This is a genomic window from Microbulbifer hainanensis (genome assembly GCF_014904735.1).
GTDB lineage: Bacteria > Pseudomonadota > Gammaproteobacteria > Pseudomonadales > Cellvibrionaceae > Microbulbifer > Microbulbifer hainanensis.
This window is the reverse complement of sequence record NZ_JACZCR010000031.1, coordinates 121,540-140,810: the sequence shown is the minus strand read 5'-3', so window position 1 is coordinate 140,810 and position 19,271 is coordinate 121,540. Positions and strand designations below refer to the sequence as shown.

Annotated in this window: 15 protein-coding genes; 4 read left to right on the top strand and 11 right to left on the bottom strand. The window is 55.8% G+C overall.

The annotated features are described in order from the left end of the window. Nucleotides 1-247 precede the first annotated feature (247 nt). From IG168_RS12685 to IG168_RS12665, 5 genes are read right to left on the bottom strand one after another with little or no spacing between them, the layout of a single operon-like run. Nucleotides 248-1,981 (bottom strand): acyl-CoA dehydrogenase C-terminal domain-containing protein, encoded by a 1,734-nt coding sequence (locus tag IG168_RS12685; protein WP_193164771.1) that lies wholly within the window; start codon nt 1,979-1,981, stop codon nt 248-250. 23 nt (nt 1,982-2,004) lie between these two features. After that, a complete protein-coding gene (locus IG168_RS12680; protein ID WP_193164770.1) occupies nt 2,005-3,249 on the bottom strand; it encodes an acyl-CoA dehydrogenase family protein in 1,245 nt (414 codons plus the stop codon). Between the two features lie 32 nt (nt 3,250-3,281). Further along, nucleotides 3,282-4,865, bottom strand: a complete 1,584-nt coding sequence (locus IG168_RS12675) for an AMP-binding protein (RefSeq protein WP_193164769.1) — start codon at nt 4,863-4,865, stop codon at nt 3,282-3,284. Between the two features lie 2 nt (nt 4,866-4,867). Next, a complete protein-coding gene (locus tag IG168_RS12670; protein ID WP_193164768.1) occupies nt 4,868-6,106 on the bottom strand; it encodes a thiolase family protein in 1,239 nt (412 codons plus the stop codon). 2 nt (nt 6,107-6,108) lie between these two features. Continuing rightward, nucleotides 6,109-7,230 carry a saccharopine dehydrogenase family protein gene (locus IG168_RS12665; protein ID WP_193164767.1) on the bottom strand — a complete coding sequence of 374 codons (1,122 nt, stop codon included), beginning with the start codon at nt 7,228-7,230 and terminating at the stop codon, nt 6,109-6,111. Nucleotides 7,231-7,681: 451 nt separating this feature from the next. Here IG168_RS12665 and IG168_RS12660 point away from each other — a divergent pair, with 451 nt between their 5' ends. The 3 genes from IG168_RS12660 (at nt 7,682) to IG168_RS12650 (ending at nt 11,734) form a co-directional block, all read left to right on the top strand. Then, a complete protein-coding gene (locus IG168_RS12660; protein ID WP_193164766.1) occupies nt 7,682-8,692 on the top strand; it encodes an AraC family transcriptional regulator in 1,011 nt (336 codons plus the stop codon). Between the two features lie 633 nt (nt 8,693-9,325). After that, nucleotides 9,326-11,167 carry an alkyl sulfatase dimerization domain-containing protein gene (locus IG168_RS12655; RefSeq protein ID WP_226876939.1) on the top strand — a complete coding sequence of 614 codons (1,842 nt, stop codon included), beginning with the start codon at nt 9,326-9,328 and terminating at the stop codon, nt 11,165-11,167. A gap of 186 nt (nt 11,168-11,353) precedes the next feature. Next, on the top strand, nt 11,354-11,734 hold the full coding sequence (locus tag IG168_RS12650; protein ID WP_193164765.1) for a YchJ family protein: 381 nt from the start codon (nt 11,354-11,356) through the stop codon (nt 11,732-11,734). 144 nt (nt 11,735-11,878) lie between these two features. Here the strand turns inward: IG168_RS12650 and IG168_RS12645 are convergent, their stop codons facing one another. Together IG168_RS12645 and IG168_RS12640 are read right to left on the bottom strand one after the other, a co-directional pair. Then, nucleotides 11,879-12,865, bottom strand: a complete 987-nt coding sequence (locus tag IG168_RS12645) for a hypothetical protein (protein WP_193164764.1) — start codon at nt 12,863-12,865, stop codon at nt 11,879-11,881. A 32-nt stretch (nt 12,866-12,897) separates the two neighbouring features. Continuing rightward, entirely contained in the window at nt 12,898-14,106 is a 1,209-nt protein-coding gene (locus IG168_RS12640) for an RtcB family protein (RefSeq protein WP_193164763.1), read from the bottom strand. Nucleotides 14,107-15,119: 1,013 nt separating this feature from the next. On the opposite strand from IG168_RS12640, the gene IG168_RS12635 reads away from it, so the two are divergent. Further along, nucleotides 15,120-15,854, top strand: a complete 735-nt coding sequence (locus IG168_RS12635) for a pseudouridine synthase (RefSeq protein WP_193164762.1) — start codon at nt 15,120-15,122, stop codon at nt 15,852-15,854. Nucleotides 15,855-15,974: 120 nt separating this feature from the next. On the opposite strand, the gene IG168_RS12630 is transcribed toward IG168_RS12635, so the two are convergent. Genes IG168_RS12630 through IG168_RS12615 form a run of 4 tightly spaced genes read right to left on the bottom strand, consistent with a single transcriptional unit; the run spans nt 15,975 to nt 19,252 of the window. Beyond that, entirely contained in the window at nt 15,975-16,403 is a 429-nt protein-coding gene (locus IG168_RS12630; RefSeq protein WP_193164761.1) for a potassium channel family protein, read from the bottom strand. A gap of 22 nt (nt 16,404-16,425) precedes the next feature. Beyond that, on the bottom strand, nt 16,426-17,940 hold the full coding sequence (locus tag IG168_RS12625; RefSeq protein WP_226876937.1) for an efflux transporter outer membrane subunit: 1,515 nt from the start codon (nt 17,938-17,940) through the stop codon (nt 16,426-16,428). Next, a complete protein-coding gene (locus IG168_RS12620) occupies nt 17,915-19,039 on the bottom strand; it encodes an HlyD family secretion protein (protein ID WP_193164759.1) in 1,125 nt (374 codons plus the stop codon). Before IG168_RS12620 ends, IG168_RS12625 begins: the two co-directional genes overlap by 26 nt. A gap of 3 nt (nt 19,040-19,042) precedes the next feature. Beyond that, the gene (locus IG168_RS12615; protein WP_193164758.1) at nt 19,043-19,252 is read right to left on the bottom strand and encodes a DUF1656 domain-containing protein; all 210 of its coding nucleotides are present in this window, start codon (nt 19,250-19,252) and stop codon (nt 19,043-19,045) included. Nucleotides 19,253-19,271: the final 19 nt, after the last annotated feature.

Genomic DNA, 19,271 nt, shown 5'->3' with positions numbered 1-19,271 from the left:
CGGCAAGTTATATGGCCTGATCTAACTGAATGACACAATCTTCAAGCGAACACAATAATCATAAGAGACAATCGACAACGGACCTTATCCAATATAATAAGTAACCAATTAACTGACAGAATCAGACTTCTACGTTTCAGTCATAAAACAGCAGCAACGAGAGATGATTGGAAGGATATACCATCAACCAATATAAATTAGGTTCAAGCCCAATAGACTTGGAGCGATAAAAATAGTGGATAAACCATCAACAAATCGCACCCAGATCAAAATCCGAATTCATAGCACGAATACTGATTATCAGAGCTTCTGTTCTTGGGAATATGGTATTGAAATAGAATCTGGCAACGGCAATCTTTTCTCGGTAAAAATCTCTGCTGTCACAGTTCCCGGCCGCCATCGATTCATATGCAGAAGCCGCCATCAAACTCCAGTAGTATGCCAGTGCACAGTAGCCCCAAAAATGGGTGACTTCCCGATCTCCATGGCCAAACTGATTAGAGTATTCAGTGGAGTTTAGAACAGACTCCTGGCACTCCCGCCACTGACTCACCCTCCGACTCAGCTCTAGTGTAAAGAACTTAAGATTTCGGTCATCACCATATTTTTCGCAGTATTCCTCTATCCTTCGAATCAATTCTGCGAGCCCAGGGTTCATCCCTTTCGATGACTTCAGGCTCGATAAGGAGAAAATCTGGCCCGGAGCCTCATCATTAAACGTGAGTGCCGTTCGGCAATCTCTTAGGTTTTGCTCCAGACCCCATTCAGATAGATAGCCGTAAGGGCCCAGGACCTGCATGCCGAGGCTGGCTGATTCGAAGGAAATGTCAGTCAAAAAATGATTGGCGATATCCAGGAGACACTGTAAATAGCAATAGTTATCGTCATCTTCATCCGACAGGCTTTCCAATATAGTTCCTGCCTCATAAACAAGGCTACGCCCTGCTTCCGCGATTGCGCGCTGGAGCGAGAGCATGTGCTGAATACCTGGCTGACGAATAATGGGATCAGATAACTTAGCTTGATCCGCTGCCACCTGTGACAAAGTAGATAGCCTTCTCTGCATGGCATAGGCACGGGAGCCCTGAAAGCTTTTCTCGGAAAGCGTTACGCCCTGAAGACCCGCCAATAGACGACTTTCGAATTTAAGGCGGTTAAGGCCGAAGAAGCCCTGCGCCGCGCTACCCAAGCGATAGGCAACGGAACGGTCAAATGACATGGTGCAAGTCGCATTACCGCGGACACCCATCTTTTGCTCTAATTTATCGCATTGTACAGCGTTTCTGACTGTAGGGTTTTCTATGTCGTACTTCGGAATGATAAATAACGACGGCCAACTATCGTCGGGGTCACGAGCCAGTGTCAGATACAGAATATTGTCACTCAGATCGTGATCGCCGCCCGCAACATGCACCTTCCTGCCGGAAACGCGGTAGTTGCTGTGTTCATCCGGGATCGCTCTGGTGCGAATCATGCTGAGATCCACATACCCCTGTGCCTCACTGATACAGACTGTAGCGGTCCAGTCTCCGCTATAAAGCCTTGGCAACCACAATTCCTTTTGTTCCGGAGTTGCCAGCTGCTCTATAACGCGCATGACGGAGACGCTCATGCTGGTATAGAGACTCCATGCCCAATCGGCTGCCCCGATTATTTCCGACAGCATCAATCCAACCGCTACTGACTGTTCACTACCGCCATAGGCTTTCATTCCAGTGGCGGCAAGTCCACCCAGTTGGCAATATTCCTGATAGAGTTCCCGATACCAGTCCGGCACACAGACGCCAGTCTCAGTCAGTTCGCACCCTTCCAGATCGGCAGATCCACTATAAGGGGCAACTTTTGCCTGTGCCCAGGCAGAGCTATCCGTTAACAGGCGCTCGATTGAAGCCTTGTCAGGGGCATCTTCTGCACCCGGGGTAAACAGCAGCTCACGATACACAAATTGCATATCCTTTAACGGCGCTGAATACCCAAACATATACAGATTCCTTGTAATTCTTACTACAGTGACAGAGCTTCTTCTGACATCAGCTGAGTGCCCCCTTTGATCGCGAGGACTTCATTGCAACCGTCTTCGATCAATGATGCGCGGGCGTCCCTAAAGAGCTTTTCCGTCTCGTATTCCCGGGTCAATCCATTGCCGCCATGCATTTGCAGGGAGGCGCTACATACATCCAGTGCCGTCTGGGTAGCGGTGATTTTGGATGAGATGGCGGCGAGCAGGGACGGCTGGCCAGAGGTTGAACTGTAGGCGATTGAACGACGGGCCAGTGCCCTGGAGGCCTCTACCTGGCGGAACATATGGAACAGGCGTTGGCGGACATTCTGGTGCGCGATGATCGAGCGCCCGCCCTGGGTACGCTCGTGTGCGTAGTCCAGTGCAAGCTCAAAGCCCGCCCGGGCAAGCCCGGTAAACATCAGGCCCATACCACTATTTGCTTCCACCAGCTGAGCGGTCGCTACCTGCGAGTAGTACTCGGGGGGCGCGATCAGCCAGTCGATGGGCAGGCTCACATTGTCGAAGTAGACCTCGCCCTGGTTCAAAGCGCGTTGGCCCATCTTGTCCAGCGGTTTGCCCCTGCTTACTCCCTTGGCGTCCAGAGGTACAACCAAAGCGACACTTTCTGTGGGGCCGTTGCCGGTATCGCAGGCGCAGAACAGCGCACAGTATTGCGCGAAAGTGCCATTGGAAACCCAGGCTGACTTCTGCCCGGTGATCACGACTTCATTACCGCGAATCTTCGCAACGCAGTTTGGCCGGCCGAGATTGATATCTCGCTCAGAGGCAGAACTCATAAACTGAAACATATCGCTGCCGTGATCAGGCTCGGTAATACCCCAACAACCGATCGCATCCGCGGGGATATTCTCTTTAAGGAACTTGTTATCGCAGTGGTACGCCAGCCGCTGTGGTGTCTGGGCGGCCCCCAGACTGACTGCCAGCCCCGCATCTCCCCAACCAAGCTCTTCAAGCATCAGCGCGATGTACGTATGGGCTTGATCCATCGGTAGCTCGGTTAAGCTCTCCATGCCGAGGTTTGCCGCCTGCTGAAAAACTGTCCACAATGGAGACTCGGCCGCGATCACCTGTTCGGGAGTCATTCGATCCAGTTCCCTGCCGATCGGCCTGAGAACCTCTTGCGCAAATCGATGGGCGGAATCCCGCACAGCCTGTTCTTCTTCACTCAGTTGGCTATCGAGGCCGGTGGGGCTCAGGCGGTTGGCCAGCTCTAATGTTGCGGACATATTATTTCCTCACTCTGTTCTATATGGCGTTTTCAGACTCTGCTGAGTTCTTCGGTAAATACTCGCTGTGGAGATTTTTCAAACGCTTCTATAAGGAATCTTTCCTGCGGCTTTTCCGACGCAGTCTTCGGGATCTCGTCCACTACCTGTACGTATGTGGGAACAAAATTTGACTCCAGCCCTTCGCGACAGACACTGAAGAGCTCATCGCTATCCAGGGAATACCCCTCTCGGGGAACCACCGCCGCTACAACATCCTTTTCGCCGGGCGCACCCGATGCGGCTGGAACACCGTAGACGAATACATCGTCCACCAGTCCGCTCTCTGCGATCACCTTTTCGACGAATGCAGGATTGATAAAGTCCCCGTTGTGGCGAATGCCACCGCCCTTGCGATAATCGAAGAAGAGCCAGCCGTTGGCGTCGGCATGAACGACGTCGCCGGTACGGAACCAGCCATCCCGTGTCTTTTTGGCGGAAGCCTCGGGATTATTCAGATAAAGGACTTCAATCGCTTCGCCGCTGCGGAAACGCCAGATCAATTCACCACTTTGTCCGGGCCCGCAGTCATTATCTGCCTCGTCTACGATTCGCCCTTCAAACAACGGGTTTTCACGCAAGTTGCCGAAACTTCCCGCCGGTCCATTGCCCGCATTCCAAAACAGGCCGCCCTCTGCCGAGCCATAGACTTCCAGAAGCTCGACATCGAAGCGCTGTGCAAAGTCTTGCCAGATGGCCGCCGGCATACCGGCACTGATCACCCGGCGTATCGGGTTATCCCCGTCGTTTGTTGCCGGTGGCAGGCTGTAAATCGCGGCAGTCATACCGCCCAGCAGATTGAACATGGTGCAGCGGAATTGACGGGTAATATCCCAAAGGCGCGAGCGGGTGAACTTGCGGCTGAACACGACCGGAACCCCCATCGTCAGCGCCGGAGCCAGCGTCATCAGCTGTGCATTACCGTGGGAAAGCGACAGTCCGGTATACAGTTTGTCCGAGTCCTGAATACCGAAAACGGAACTGCCGAGAATCTGTGCCTGCGCATAGTTGACGTTGGGCTTGACAATGCCCTTGGGGTCTCCGGTTGTACCGGAGGTGTAGAGTATCTGCAGGGGATCGTTGCCGCTCTCGGTCCGCACTGCGATATTCTCGACATCCGCCTGCATCAGGGCTCGGTAGTCAATTGTAGGTTCCGATGCGTTATCGCCTACCTGTACGCACCAGTCCACGCTATCCAGAGCCGCCTGCCGCACGGCTTCGAGGTTATAATCCTCGCAGATAATGCCGCGGCAACCGGAATCATTGAGCATATAGGCCAGCTTGGCGCCCTTGGTGCGCGGATCAATCGGCACCGCAACACAGCCACTGATCGAAGCCGCCACCAGAGCCTCCACCACTTCGGGATGATTGAGCAACAGGATTCCGAACCTGTCCCCCTTCTCCATGCCGTGATCGATAAAAAATGCCGCCAGCTTGTTGGCATTCGCATACAGTTCGGCGTAGGTGCGCTCTTCGACTTCGCCTTCATATTCGAAGGTTAAAATCGGGGCTTTCGTGTCCTGGCCAATTCTATTAGCGACCAGATGAGCTAGAACCGAGTCGTCATACATACTCATGCTTAAAGATCTTTTTTTTCTAAAATCGTGACTACTGTGGCGGCCGCATCGGTACCGATGTTGCCACCACCGTTATAAGCGAGGCCTACGCGGGCATCGGGAACCTGGCGCTTGCCTGCGCGCCCCTGCAGCTGCAGAGTCAGCTCGATCAGCTGCGCCGCGCCGGTGGCGCCAATGGGGTGCCCTTTCCGCAGCAGTCCACCGGAGGTATTGACAGGAATATGTCCTCCGAGGCGCGTCGCCCCGGAAGCAACCAGCTCTCCGCCCTTGCCTTCGTCGCAGAGACCGAGTTTTTCGTAGGCGATGATTTCCGAGGGAGCCGAGGCGTCGTGCAGCTCCACACAACTGAGATCACCAGGGCTCACACCTGCTTCCGCATAGGCAGTTTTCGCGCAGTGCTCCAACAGCGTTGGTTCGTCAGAGTCGTGATCCCATCCGGACGCCAGCACAGAGGAAGCCATTCGCACAGGCTGCTTCAACCCGAGTTCGCGCGCCTTGCGTTCGCTGACCAGCACCAATGCCGCTGCGCCATCGCCTACTGGCGAGCACATCGGCAATGTCAGTGGATAGACAATCTCACGGGAAGCGAGCACGTCTTCAACGCTCAACTCCTGCTGAAACTGGGCGTTGGGGTTGAGGCTGCCGTGGTAGGAATTCTTGGCACTCACGGCGGCAAATTGCTGCTGGGTAGTGCCATATTTCTTCATATGCACCAGAGCGCTCAGCGCATAGATATCCATAAAGGCCGAGCGACCGGCACCAGGGGTGTCGTCTATGGCGACCCCTTCGTGCTCGGCAATTTTCTCCAGTTCAGCCTCCAGTCCACCCTCCTGCTCGACATCTACGCCTGCAGCGAACACGGCGAAGGTCCTGGCTTTATCCTCGTGATAGAGCTTGTCGAAGCCACATACCAGCACGACATCATGTAAGCCTGCGGTAATCATTGCCGCGGCCTGGTAGGCCGCGGTAGACGAGGATGCGCAGGCGTTCTCAACATTGATCACCGGAATCTTGCCAATCCCGGCATGCCGAAGCGCCACCTGGCCGGCAATCAGGCCCTGACCGACGATCAGGGCACCGCCACCATTTGCCATATAGGCGGCGTCAAGGTCTGCCCCCTCAATACCCGCATCTTCCAGGGCCATCCGGATGGCCCTGGCCCCAAGTTCACGCAGAGGCGTACCCATGTGGTTACCAAACGGCGTCATCCCCACACCGGCGATGTAGGCGTTAGTCTTCACGCTCAGCCCTCCTCGCGGACAACGAGGAAGCCGTTGTCTGCAAGGTTGCCCAGTAACTGGCGATGTCCGAACGCTTTACCCGCAGACTGGAAACCCACGGATCGCGGCGGGCTGGTCAACAGGTGACGACACCCTTCAGCGATCAGCTCGCCGGTCATGACGTAAGGGGAATGGAAGTGCAGCTGGACGCGGCGACGGGTCACATTGCCCCAGGCCTCAACATTGACAACGCCGCGGTGGTCGAGGGGGTTCTCTTTTTCAGGCTCACTTTGCACAATAGCGGCTGCGGCCTGGACTGAAGCCGCCTCGCGCGCCTCGACATTGCCCTGCGTCCCTTCGAGGATCTGTTTTACGCCGGCGTGAATACCGGCAATGGCGTCGGGCTGATCACTGGTCTGGAATACGCGACAACTGCGTACCCGCGGATCGTCCATATACCAGACCGGTTCACCGCAGCCGCCCCAGGAAGACCCCAACAGCCGCTCGGAAATCCCCGGAATGGTCACCTCCCAGTTGCGTCCCAGCTCCCACTCCACCAACTCGTTGTTATCGAGATAGTAATGGGGTGCGGAGAGCATACGCATGAAAGACTGGGAAGAGGCAACGGAAGGGGCACCTTTGGCGCTGTAGTACGAGAGCTCGAGACTGTCTACAGTCGTATCTTCCAGCGCGACTTCGGCCGCCAGGTTACCGATACTCCACATATAAGCCAGGGCGGGCAATAGCAGCAGCCTCTTGTCGGCAAAGGCATCGCTGTATTTACGCTTCATGTCGAGCATGTAATCCTGCTCGCCGGTAGTGTCGAGATAGTGGCAGCCCGCCTCCAGCGCCGCTCGAACCACCGTTTCGCCCAGGTGCGCGAAGGGCCCGGTGACGTTCACAACCACCTTTGCATTGGCAAATAGCGCAGACAGAGATTCTTCGTTATGCTGGGCAACAGCGATCTCTGCGTTGATTGCGCTCACGCCGGCCCGCTCAGCGGCAATCGCCAGAGCGTCACGCAGGCGCTCCTCTGATCGCCCGGCGGCTGTAAATGGAATTCCCCGATTGTGCAGTGATTCGGAGATCAGTTTGCCCGTATAACCACTGGCACCCCAGATTACAATATCGCTAGCAACGCTCATGCCAATTCCTCAGCTATTATCTTTAGTTCGATAAAGGCATCATAAATTGGCTATTTAGCGAGTAAGCTATGCGATTCGGACAACCACTAAACGTATTCCGACAAATTAGCGGAGCGCTGCCATCCGCTTAAAGCCTCCCGGATATCGGAACCCGGACCAGTACAGGCCTTAAAGTCACTCAAATTCAGTGACAGAATGCGGCGCCAACACAAGTGCAAGAGATCAGCGGGCAACGTGGTTAAATTGCGCGTCTACAGCAAAGGACGTGAGTCGATTCGAACAGTGGGCCAGATCCAGCCTGTCAGGGGTCACTGTGAAGATCGACACCTGAGATCTGCTTCGCCAGGTTGACGATAACGGTGACCTCTTTTTGACCAGAGTTCTCGCAGCCAACGATGACAATAAATGGCCGATCTTGCCGGGATCCAGATAACAGCAGTAAAGACGACAGATGAGCAACCAAACAAAACAGTACAATTATCTGATCTACCCGTTGGTAGAAACTCTCAGCCAACTTGGCGTGGACTACGAACCTATTTTTCGTTCTGCTGGTATTGTCTACGAAAGGGTCAATAAAAATCTTGAACTGATAACCAAACAACAGTATGCAACTCTGTGTTTTGAGCTTATTCAAAAAATCGACGAACCGGGGCTTGGCCTTAAGATTGGGGAGAACACAGACCTCAACGACCAGGGTGCTGCCGGCTACCTGATTATGACCTCCAAGACCCTTCGCGAGGCTGAAGAGAGATATTCCAAATATCGCGGCCTAATCACTACAGTTGTTGATAGTCAGTGCAAGATCACTGAGTCTGAAATTTCATGGCGCTATATGTGTGACACACCGCTGGAGAAACTCCATCGGCTGTATATTGAATGGGCCATGGCATCGCACCAGGTGATCATGCAGACGCTGATTGGTGTTAAAGCCCAGCCGCTAAAACTGCTACTGGACTTCCCAGAGCCGGAATACATAGACATTTACCGGCGAATTTTTCACTGTGAAATTTCGTTTGACCAACCCCATGCGGAGATTCACTATCCCGCGAAACTGATCGATGAACCTTTGCCGACATACGACCCGATGGTGGAAGGCGCAATGGCGGAGCTCTGCGAGCGCCTGCAGATCAAGATCAACGAAAACCATGATGTGATCAGCGATGTAAAGGAGCATCTGCGCAAGCGCGAAGGATACTTTCCCAGCCTTGAATCAATCGCCGATCAGATGCATGTTTCCTCTCGCACCCTCCATCGAAAATTAAAAAGTAAGAACACCAATTTCCAGACTCTACTCGATGAGGCGCGTCAGGAACTCGCCCAGCAATACCTGCTTGAAACGGATTTACAGATTCAGCAAATCGCAGAGAGATGTGGGTTTAGCGAAGCACAGAACTTTTCAATTGCCTTTAAACGCTGGGTCGGATTGTCGCCGACCGAATACCGGCAAAAATATAAAAAATAGGCAACAATTGGAATTGTCAACTAAAAATCTATTAGACCTCAAGCCACAATTACACTCTACGAAAATCGTAGATTAATCCACTCGAAGCGCCTATTTCAAAATTTTTTCAACCTCAATAAAATCACCGCACACAAAGCTGTTTCCCGTCCTACCCGGGCAAGAAATACAGAAAGCTTAATTGCCCACCTACAGCTATCGTTTTCTAAGTCATTTCTGCGCCGATAAACAACTACCAAGAGCCCACCACAGAGTGGGCTCGACTACTCTATAAGGCATCTCTGTCGATGATGACGCAATGGGTTCACGAATTGAGCTTTAGCCCGAGACCTACGGTAGGCCATGGCTAAAGGGATTGAACGGGGCAATACTGGATAATACGCAGCCATTCCATCGTTCTACTGTCGCGCAGGCGCCGTATACTCCCTCTTCCAGTCGCCTTTGCCAGCGTCCTCTCCCCCGGAATGAGTCACACTTCCGCGTCGCCGATTATATCGGTACGGGTGGCAGCTAACCGTCCCCGCGGCGTCAATGCGCCCCGGAAAAATTTCTATCGACAGGAAACTGTGAATTTGGCTCTCACAAGGAGATCCGAAACATCTGGCACATCATCTGGCACATTAGGAGTTATTCCCCATGCGCTCCCTTTTTCTAACCCGCCTGATCATATTGCTCTGCGCCGTTGGCATAACGGATAGCGTGCAGGCTGCGGATGATGCCCCATCTTCTCCGTACATGGGTAGCCCGGTGGAGTTGGTGAAAGCGCCAAATGGCGCAATCACTCGGAAAGACCTATTGGAGCGCGTCGGCGACTTTAACTGGTTGGAGCCGACCATCGAGAATCCCGCGGAAGGAATCTGGGTTTTCGGCGGCTACGGACTGGCACCAATGAGCATCATCGAAGCGGATGACGGCCTGATCGCCTTCGACACCGGGGACACCCGCCACGACGCGGAGCTAATGCTGAAGGCCATCCGTACGGTCAGCAAAAAACCCATTAAAGCGATTATTTACGGCCACTCCCACACCATTGCCGGCGCCGGCGTACTCGCAGAAGGTAACAAGAACATCAAGGTAATCGGCCACCCGGACCTTAACAAGGTGGTGAAACGGAACCTGGCCGGCGGTGGCGCCCCGGCGTTCTACGCGGAAATTGGCCCCTACCTCACCGCGCGCGCACTCATCCAGTTCAACGGCTACATACCGGACAAGGGCCCGGACGCCTATGTAGTTCCAACCAACCTGGGCGCGGTTGATGTGGATTTCCTACCGGTGAACACACCCGTCCAGGACGGCCAAAGAATGAATGTTTTGGGCGTCGACATGCAGTTTTTCACGAAATATGGCTCCGATGACAAAGTACACACGACGGTGTGGCTGCCCGACCGCAAGATTGTCTTTACGACACTCCTGTGGAGCGCGCCACCACAGCTGTACTCACTGCGCGGAGATGTATTCCGCGACCCACGGGAATGGATCGCCGGCCTGAAGTTCACCCGCGACCTGAATCCTGAAGTGCTGGTTTCGGCGGCCGCCCGGCCGGTAGTCGGCGCCGAGAAGATACGCAAAACCCTGGAGCAGTACCTGGACGGAGCCAGCTTCGTCCTCGACCAGTCCCTTCGCGGCATTCTCGGTGGACTGGGGCCGGACGACCTGCGCCACTTCGTCAAGCTTCCGCCATATCTCTACAATGCCCCGCCCAATCTGCAGTCCTACGGGGAGATATCCACCTACCCACCAGCAATCTACTACAAGGCAGTGGGCTGGTATGACAACGACGCGGCGGACCTGAAACCTCTTGCACCGATCGAAGAAGCGCGCCGGCTGGTACCACTGATCGGTGGCCGCAAGAAGGTGCTCGAAGCCGCGAATGCTGCCCTTGGGAAAAAAGAGTATTCCTGGGCGGCGCAGCTGGCCAACCTGGTATACCTGCTCGACACGCAAGACAAAGAGGCGCGCCAACTCAAGGCCGACGCGCTGCGGCAAATGGCCTATGTCTCCACCGGTGCCAACGACCGTGCCCACCTGATGTCGCAGGCGCTGGCACTGGAGGGCAAAACCAGCATCGCGCGCCTTGTCCCTCCGCCGGAAGAAGTCATTGTCGCGGCCCCCAGCCTCTATGTGGATTACTTTCGCGTGCGTATCGATCCGAAAAAAAGTGGTGATACCGACAAGTTTATTCGCTTCAAGTTTACCGATGGCAGCGCGGCGGGACTGCATATTCGGCGCGCCGTGGCGGAATTCGTACCAGAACCGGACAACTACCGGCGCGAAGCGGATATCACCCTGGCGATGAGCGGAGAGAGCTGGGCCAAACTCTACCTCAGCCAGGCGACACCCGAAGACCTGATAAGCAAGGGGAAGATTAAAGTCGAAGGAGATTCCAGGGAAGCTGCCCGCTTGATCAACTTGTTTGACCGTTACCAGCCGGAAAAAGCTGTGGTAATCCCCCAGGTCCTCAGGGACCATTTACCTTGAACGCTTATGAGCGCTGCTCTTCACCCGGCTTTGGGTTTAATATCACCGCGGCGGGCGAAGTACTATTTCCCGCCCCAAATCGGTATATCTGGGGACCGTTACCCCCGTATAATGGTCGCGTATCACCGCTAAAATGCAGAACCTATCCCTCTGCCCGGTATCCATCGATCGATCTACACACGCCTCATGCTTGAACAACTCTGTCCCTGCTGCTCCGGCAAGCCTTTTGATAGCTGCTGCCGCTTATATCTTTCCGGCAAGGCCTATCCCGGCAAGGCGGAAGCCCTGATGCGCAGCCGCTTCAGCGCTTTCGTGACCGGCAACCTTCCCTATCTGCGCAAGACCTGGCACCCGGACACCTGTCCGGAACTGACGTCCGAGGACCTGAATACACAGTGGTCCCGTCTCGAGGTCATCAGGAGCAAGCCGGGATTGAAAAAATCCATCGTGGAATTCAAGGCGTGGTTTGTAGAGGACGGCACGGAGCGCGCATTGCACGAGATATCGCTGTTCAAACTGTACAAGAAACGCTGGGTTTATGTGGAACCACTGTCAGAGTGGCCTTAAGACAAGCTCGGTGCTGGTATTCACAGGGCGATGCAATCGCGGGAGCCTCCCCACTCCCGCGCCGCCTTCAACATTTTTTGTCGGTTCGAAAAGCGCTCTCCAGACTTTGCCCGCTTATGGACACCGCCTTTGCGCAATATCGGATTAAGCGCAACGAAATTGCGCAGCCTGTTCTTTTTCATCGGTTGATGACCTCTCGTTAAAGTCCAATAAATACCAGTGCTGGCTCTCTATCTTTTTCATCTTTCTCCTCGACGATTTGTCGTCATATAAAAACTGCGGACCCCGGGATACACAACTAAAGCAGAACTTCTCCGGCAGCGCCGTATAGATGGATCTTGGCGGGCTGCAGTGTTTGACTTTCTTTCCTGTCTCCCAGCTGTGGAAATAGATCCTGCGCACGCCGATCTCCTCCAACAGGAACTCAATCGTGGCCGCCAGCATGGCTTCCGTCCAGACCGCCATATGCGGCGCGACCGCGGTTTCGAAATATTCGATCGCCAGTTCCGGCGGGAAGCATTCATACCAACGGGGCCCCTTCCGACCCGCCTTCACCGCCGCCAGATAGCGTTTTGCCATTTCGCAAACACCGTGCGCTTCCCGCAGCCAGTCGCTCTGGATCTCCTCGATCAGGGCCGTGTCGGACGCCAGGTCGAGATCGATTCGCGACCAGGCCAGGGTATTTCGCACCCGGCTGGTCGGGTGGCAACTAAAGCCGAAGCCCGGGCAGTCTCCGTCAATTTTCAGCCGGCGATAGTGCCGGTCGTGTACATTGGAGAAATTCAACTGCAGCACCAGGTTGTGCCCTACTCGCGACGTCTGGTACCAGCGGCTCTTGCGCTCATTCCCCCAGATCCCGAGGCTCAGGGTGTAGCAGTGAAACTGTTGCGGCCAGAAGTTCCGCATCACTTCCGCCTGTACCCTGCCGTCACCGCAGTACCGCAACGCCTCCCTGACCAGGGGTTTGCCGAGCAGCCGCCCGAGGCGGCTGTGGCGCACCGCGCTGATAGGCTCTCGGTTGCGACAATACTGCCCCAGCAACATCAGCGCATAGCGATCCTTAAAGTAAAAGTACTTGGTACGTGCCTGCCCCAGGCAGGCGATGATCTCTTCGGCGACTTGAACGTCCATGTCTATAATCCACGCGCATGCGCGGTTCCTCCTTAACCTTTGACACAAATGACCTGTCGCAATGTGTGGACCACATCCACCAGATCACTCTGATTCTCCATCACCCGTTCGATGTCCTTGTAGGCAGCGGGAATCTCATCGATTACCCCCGCATCCTTCCGGCACTGCACACCGCGGGTCTGCTCTTCCAGGTCCTGCCGCGTAAAGCGCTTGCGGGCAGCGGTGCGGCTCATTGTCCGCCCCGCGCCGTGGGCGCAGGAGCAGAACGAATCCGCATTGCCACGGCCCCGCACGATATAGGAGCGGGTTCCCATGGATCCGGGAATAATGCCGAGCTGGTCGCTTTGGGCACTGATGGCCCCCTTGCGCGTTACAAAGACCTCCCGGCCAAAATGCTGCTCCCGCACGACATAGTTGTGGTGACAGTTGATTGCCTCCGACGTCAACGTGAACTCCGGCAGCTGCGCCCGCAGGCAGCCGAGAACCAGCTTCATCATTTCCTGGCGATTCACCCGCGCGTACTCCTGAGCCCAGTTGACCGCCTCGATGTAATCATCGAAATGGCTGTTGCCCTCGCTGAAGTAGGCCAGGTCACGGTCCGGCAAGTTCTGACTATGCCCAGCCATATCCCGCTTCGCCAGCCGGATAAAGTGCTGGCCAATGGCATTGCCGATCCCGCGACTGCCGGAATGCAGCATCACCCAGACTGCGTTGTTCTCATCGAGACAGATCTCGATAAAGTGGTTGCCGCCTCCCAGTGTTCCCACTTGGGTGACCCAGGTCTCCTGCGGCTGACGAATCATTTTCAGCAGCTCAGGGTGCTTTTCGAACAGCCGGTCCGCACCGGGAGCAAGTTGTTTGCAGGCAGATTCCCTGGCGTTGATCCTCTTGTGACGAGCAAAACCTACGGGCACTTTCACCTCAATGGCATCCCGCAATGCTTTCAGGTTGTCCGGCAGCTGATGTGCGTGCAACGAGGTACGCACCGCATTCATGCCACAGCCGATATCGACGCCGACGGCAGCCGGGATAATGGCGCTGACCGTGGGGATCACCGAACCCACGGTGGCGCCCTTGCCAAGGTGCACATCGGGCATGGCTGCCACGTGCGAGTGCACGATCGGCAGCTGGGCAATATTCTTCAACTGCTGTAGCGCCGCCGGCTCCACCTGCTCGGTATAGATTTTTACCGGCACTGTTCCCGGTGGCGCATTGCTGTTCAGTACCATTTTTACAGGCATGACAACTCCCTGGATTTCTCCACTATTTATTAAATACGCCTTTCCGTTCGCCAAAAAAAAGCCCCGGCGATCGCCAGGGCTTCAGGAAGTTCTGGCTTGAAAGGCGGTGTAACCTTTCAAGCACGATCGCATGAAAGATTTGTCAGTTCGACCGACGCTTTATAAATTCCAAATGCATTTCATGGCTCCTAAGTGGCCTGCCGGCCACGACTAAGTTCAATTCAATGGCGAGAAGTCTCAATGACAATCTATAACTCGCCCCGACTTCTTTTTAAAGCTATCACGAAAATGAGGATTTGCAACCCATATAATTATATTTTTTATATATTTTTCAATGACTTACAAATCAACAAGTCGAGTGAATGCCTGCCGTAAAATCAGCATAAAAATGGGGCTTTGAGGCCGATGGGAACGTTTGCCTCATAGGCTCAGCGCTGTCCCGTTCTCAGTAATTTTTTCCGCATTTCACTCATATACCTTTCTCCAAAGAGGACTCCAAAGTGTGTCCTCCCGCTTATTAGTTCGGCGCCCTTGCCCGGTGAGCTACCTTGCCAGAAACGAAAAACCCCCGGGGCGAACCTGCGGGGGTTAATTACCGTATCCGAAAGGCTCGCCGCCTCCCGGATTGAAGGAGGCCGATCAGGAAATATTTTCCTCGCTGAATATCAGCAGCCACCGCTGCCCGAAGGGGGCGGTACTGGCGCTGGCTGGTCTGTTGTTCATTAAACCGGGCACGGTCATCTCCTATTGAATGCCGGCAATTGTAGCGGCGTTGCAAGAATGCGCAACCGCAAGGCGGTGACTTTTCAATGAATTGTGTTAAACAATCTTACGAATGGCAGGAATGTACCTGTCGGAGTTTGCCTGCCGCCTAAACTAATCGGCAGCACGGTAGTAACCGGATTTCCAGATGCAACTATTTTGCACAACATTTTGCGCCACACTGGTAAACTCTCCGCGCACCTACTGGCGCGCAATACCTGTCCATTCATCGCTGTAACCTGACCGAAACCATGGCCGATCTCCCGGAAATCCTATTTGAAGATGCCTATCTCGTTGCCGCCTATAAGCCTGAGGGCTGGCTGGTGCACCGATCGGCGATCGACCGCCACGAAACGCGCTTCCTACTGCAGTACCTGCGCGACCGGGTCGGTTGTCACCTGTATCCGATTCACCGGCTGGACAAACCGACTTCGGGAGTGATCGTATTTGGCAAAAGCGGTGAAGTAGCGGCCCAAGTTCAGGCGCAAATGGAGAGTGATGCATCGGTAAAGAAATATATCGCTGTCTGCCGGGGCTACTGCCCCGAAGAGGGCGTCATCGACTATCCCCTGCCCCCGGTCGCCGACTTCAAACACCAGCGCAAACGCCCCAAGGCCGACCTGCCCCGCCAGCCGGCCATTACACTGTTTCACCGCCTGGATACTATTGAAATCCCCTACGCCGTCGACCGCTATCCGAGTAGCCGCTACTCATTGGTAGAGATTCAGCTGAAGACAGGCCGCAGGCACCAGATCCGTCGTCACTTCAAACATATCCACCATCCACTGATCGGCTGCCCCAAATACGGCAAGTCGGTACACAACCGCTTTTTCGCCGAACACTACGGCTGTTCGCGCTTATTGCTGCATGCCCTGCAGCTACAGCTCAATCATCCGGTTACCGGTGAGCGGCTGAACCTGGTTGCCGCTCCACGCGGGGAGTTTTTGTCTTTAATGCAGGCATTCGGTTGGCAGTTGCCCGCGTAGAAGCGACATTAGATTCAATCGCTATGACCGGAAAGGTCGTGCCGGTGCCCGATGGATTTGAGTCATGCCGATTGGAACGGCCAGATGATCGCCATCGCCCGGCCCACTCCCAGAGAGCTCTTAGTCTGAGTTTTTTTGATAGACACGCTGTACCACCGCGATCACGACTGCTGTGGTCCAGCCAAACATGATGATACCGATCGCCGACTGAAACGCAGATAGCAACCGCCATGGTTCGCCGAGCACAATATCGCCGTAACCCAGTGTCGTAAAAGTTACCATTGAGAAATACATGGCGGGTTCCAGCGCATTGAAGGCCCCAAATGCACAGTAGGCCACCGCCCAGGCCAGCACTTCCACAACTGAAGAGACAAACATCAGCAATACCACCGCGGATACAAGCATGGGCTTGGCCACAACCAGCTTGGGATGCGCCGGATGCAGTTGCTGCAGGTGACGGCCCCAGCGTAACGCCAATATCATGCCGAGTGCATGGATGGCGGTGGTTAGTACGGTCATCAGCAATGCAATAATGAATGTAACGAGCATGCTCCCTCCGCTGAAATCCCTATCATTGCAAATGTCCCCGCCACGCCTTGGTGCGTTCCTGCATTTCCTCCCTGGTACCTTCCGGTAGCAGGTCCGCCGGCGCCATTCCTTCTCGAATTTGCCAGCCACCTCCGAGCGCCAGGTAAACCTGGACCAGGTTGACGGCCACGGCGCCTCTGGCTGCGGTGAGCAGATCCTGTTGTTGGGCATCTGCATTCAGGGTGCTGATCACCGTATTGAAGTCGACCAAGCCGTTGGTGTACTGGGCGTTGGAAATGCCGACGGAACGCGACGAGGCCTCTGCCGCCCTGCGGTACAACGCCAGCTGCTGGTAGGATTTCAGGTAGGCGACAATGGCATTCTCCGCATCGCCCTGGGCCTGCAATACCGTCTGGCGGTAGTCCTCCAGCAGCTGCTGAAAGCGGGCATCCTGCAAGCGCACGTTACTGCGCAGCCGGCCGTAGTTGAACAGGTTCCACTCGAATGCGCCGAACAGATTCCAGGTCTCGCTCGGTCCCTCAAACAAGTCCCCCGCGCTCATCGCGTGGGAGCCGATCGCGCCGCCAATGGAAAGGGCCGGATACAGGTCTGACCGCGCCACGCCGATCTGCGCAGCTTGGGCGGCGAGCTGCCGCTCCGCCGCACGCACGTCCGGCCGCTGGCGCAGCAAATCCTGCGGCATACCGATGGCAACCGTCGCCGGGGTCACGGGAATTTTCCCGTAAGTGCCCAACTCCCGGTCCAGGTTGTGCGGTGGCAACCCCAGTAGCAGCGCAAGCGCGTTTTTCAGTTGCTGCAGGGTAACTTCCAGTTCCGGTACCGTCGCCTTGGTGTTGTACAGCAATGTCTCCGCCTGGTCCTCATCCAGTTCACTCACCTCGCCGGCCTCAACTTTGGCGCGGGCGATGTTGTAGCTCTGCTCCTGCAGCGCGATATTATGTCGCGCCACATCCAGCCGGGCCTGGGTGGTACGAATCAGGATATAGGTCTGCGCGACCTGGGCCACGGTCGAGACCATCACACCGTCGTAACCTGCAACACTCGCATCCAGCGCAGCCGAAGCCGACTCCACCTGGCGCCGGAAACGTCCCCACATATCCAGCTCCCAGCTCAGGTTGAAGCCGACCCTGTAGTCCTCGAAAATTATGCCGCTGTCTTTTGTCCGCGATGCCGAGCCAGTCAGCTGCTGCATCTGGGGGAACTGCTGGCCGACCGCTATCGCCAATTGCTGCTGTGACTGCAGCATTCGCAGTGCCGCGGAACGCAGCGTGAGATTCTCTTGCAGTGCAACCGCAACCAGTTCATTGAGCAGCGGGTCGGCGAATGCACGCTCCCACCACAGCGGATCTACGGCTTCGTCACTACTGATGCGCGGATCACCCCGATACATCCAGTTGTCCTCAACGGGCACCGGCGGCGGCTGGTAATCGGGCCCCAGCATACAGCCGGTCAAGGCGCTCGCCAGCAGAAAGCCAGCTAAGGGCAAACGCTTGGCGGCGCATCGATGGCCGCTACTGACGGTCCGGCGCCGGGCCATCTTGTTTTTCAGCGGCGGTGCCGCTTTTAACCATTACCGAGCAGGATATACCGACCCGCAAATCGACCCCCTGTGGTAACTCCTTCAGGTGAATACGCACGGGCACCCGCTGTGCAAGTCGAATCCACTCGAAAGTCGCGCTCACATTGGGCAGCAGATCGTTCCCGGTGCTGCCGTCCTGTTGCGCAATCCCCCAACCGAGGCTGTCTACAGTGCCCTCCAGCGGAATATCCGGATAGGCCATCAATGTCACGATGGCGCGATCCCCCCGTCCGATGCGGGCAATAGAGGTCTCCTTGAAGTAACCATCGATCCAAAAGCTGTTGGCATCGACCAGGGCAAGTGCTGGCTGGTTGGCCACCGCGTGACTGCCGGCGCGCAAATTGAGATTGGTGACGTAACCATCGACGGGCGCCCTGACCTGGGTGTACTCCACATTCAGCTCCGCTTTGTGCACGGCGGCGCGCGCCGCGCGAATACTGGGATTGGCTTCGCCGAGCTTGCCGAGCGTCGCGCGCGCTTCCTCCAGGTCCGCCTCCGCCCCGGTCAATGAAGCGTGCGCCTGAATCAGGCCCGCTTCGGCGCTCTTGCGCTGTTCCAGCGACACGTCGTACTGCGCCTGGTAAAAATCCACCGACTTCTGCGAAGTCGCCCGCTGCGGAAGCAATTGCAACTGCCGCTGCAATTCCGCGCGGTTTTTCTTGATGACCGCATCGACTTCCTTGATGGTGCTCTGCGCCTGTTTCACGGCGGCCCGGGAAATTTCCACCTGGGCGGCCGCCGCCTGCACCTGCTGCTCCTGCGCCAGATAGCTGTCGCCGGTCTTGTCGTAGTCCGCGCGGGCCTCGGCCAGGCTGGCCTCGAATGGGCGCGGATCCACCCGGAACAACAGATCCCCCTTGCGAACAAGCTGGTTGTCCCGTAACGGTAACTCCACGACCTGTCCAGATACATTGGGCGTTATCTGAATGACCGCCGCGCGCACCTGCCCGTCCCTGGTCCAGGGATTGCGGAGAAAATCCCAGTATTTCAGCAGAACTGCCAACACTGCCAGCAGGACGACCAGACCGGTTAACAGAAATTTTCGCGACGGATTCAATCTTCAGATCCCGATGAACAAAGTACCGATCAGCAGCGTGTAAAGCACACAGAGACTGATCAGAACCAGCGGCGGATGGGCGAAGTATCGCGACAGATGATAGCGATCCAGAAGCCGGGCCGTGAGGCTGGTTGCGGCCAGCCCGAGCAGCGCGGCGATCAGCAGCGGCGGCAGATACACGCCGCCGATGGTGAATTCTTGTGGAATTGGCATAACGTTGTTCCCAATTCTC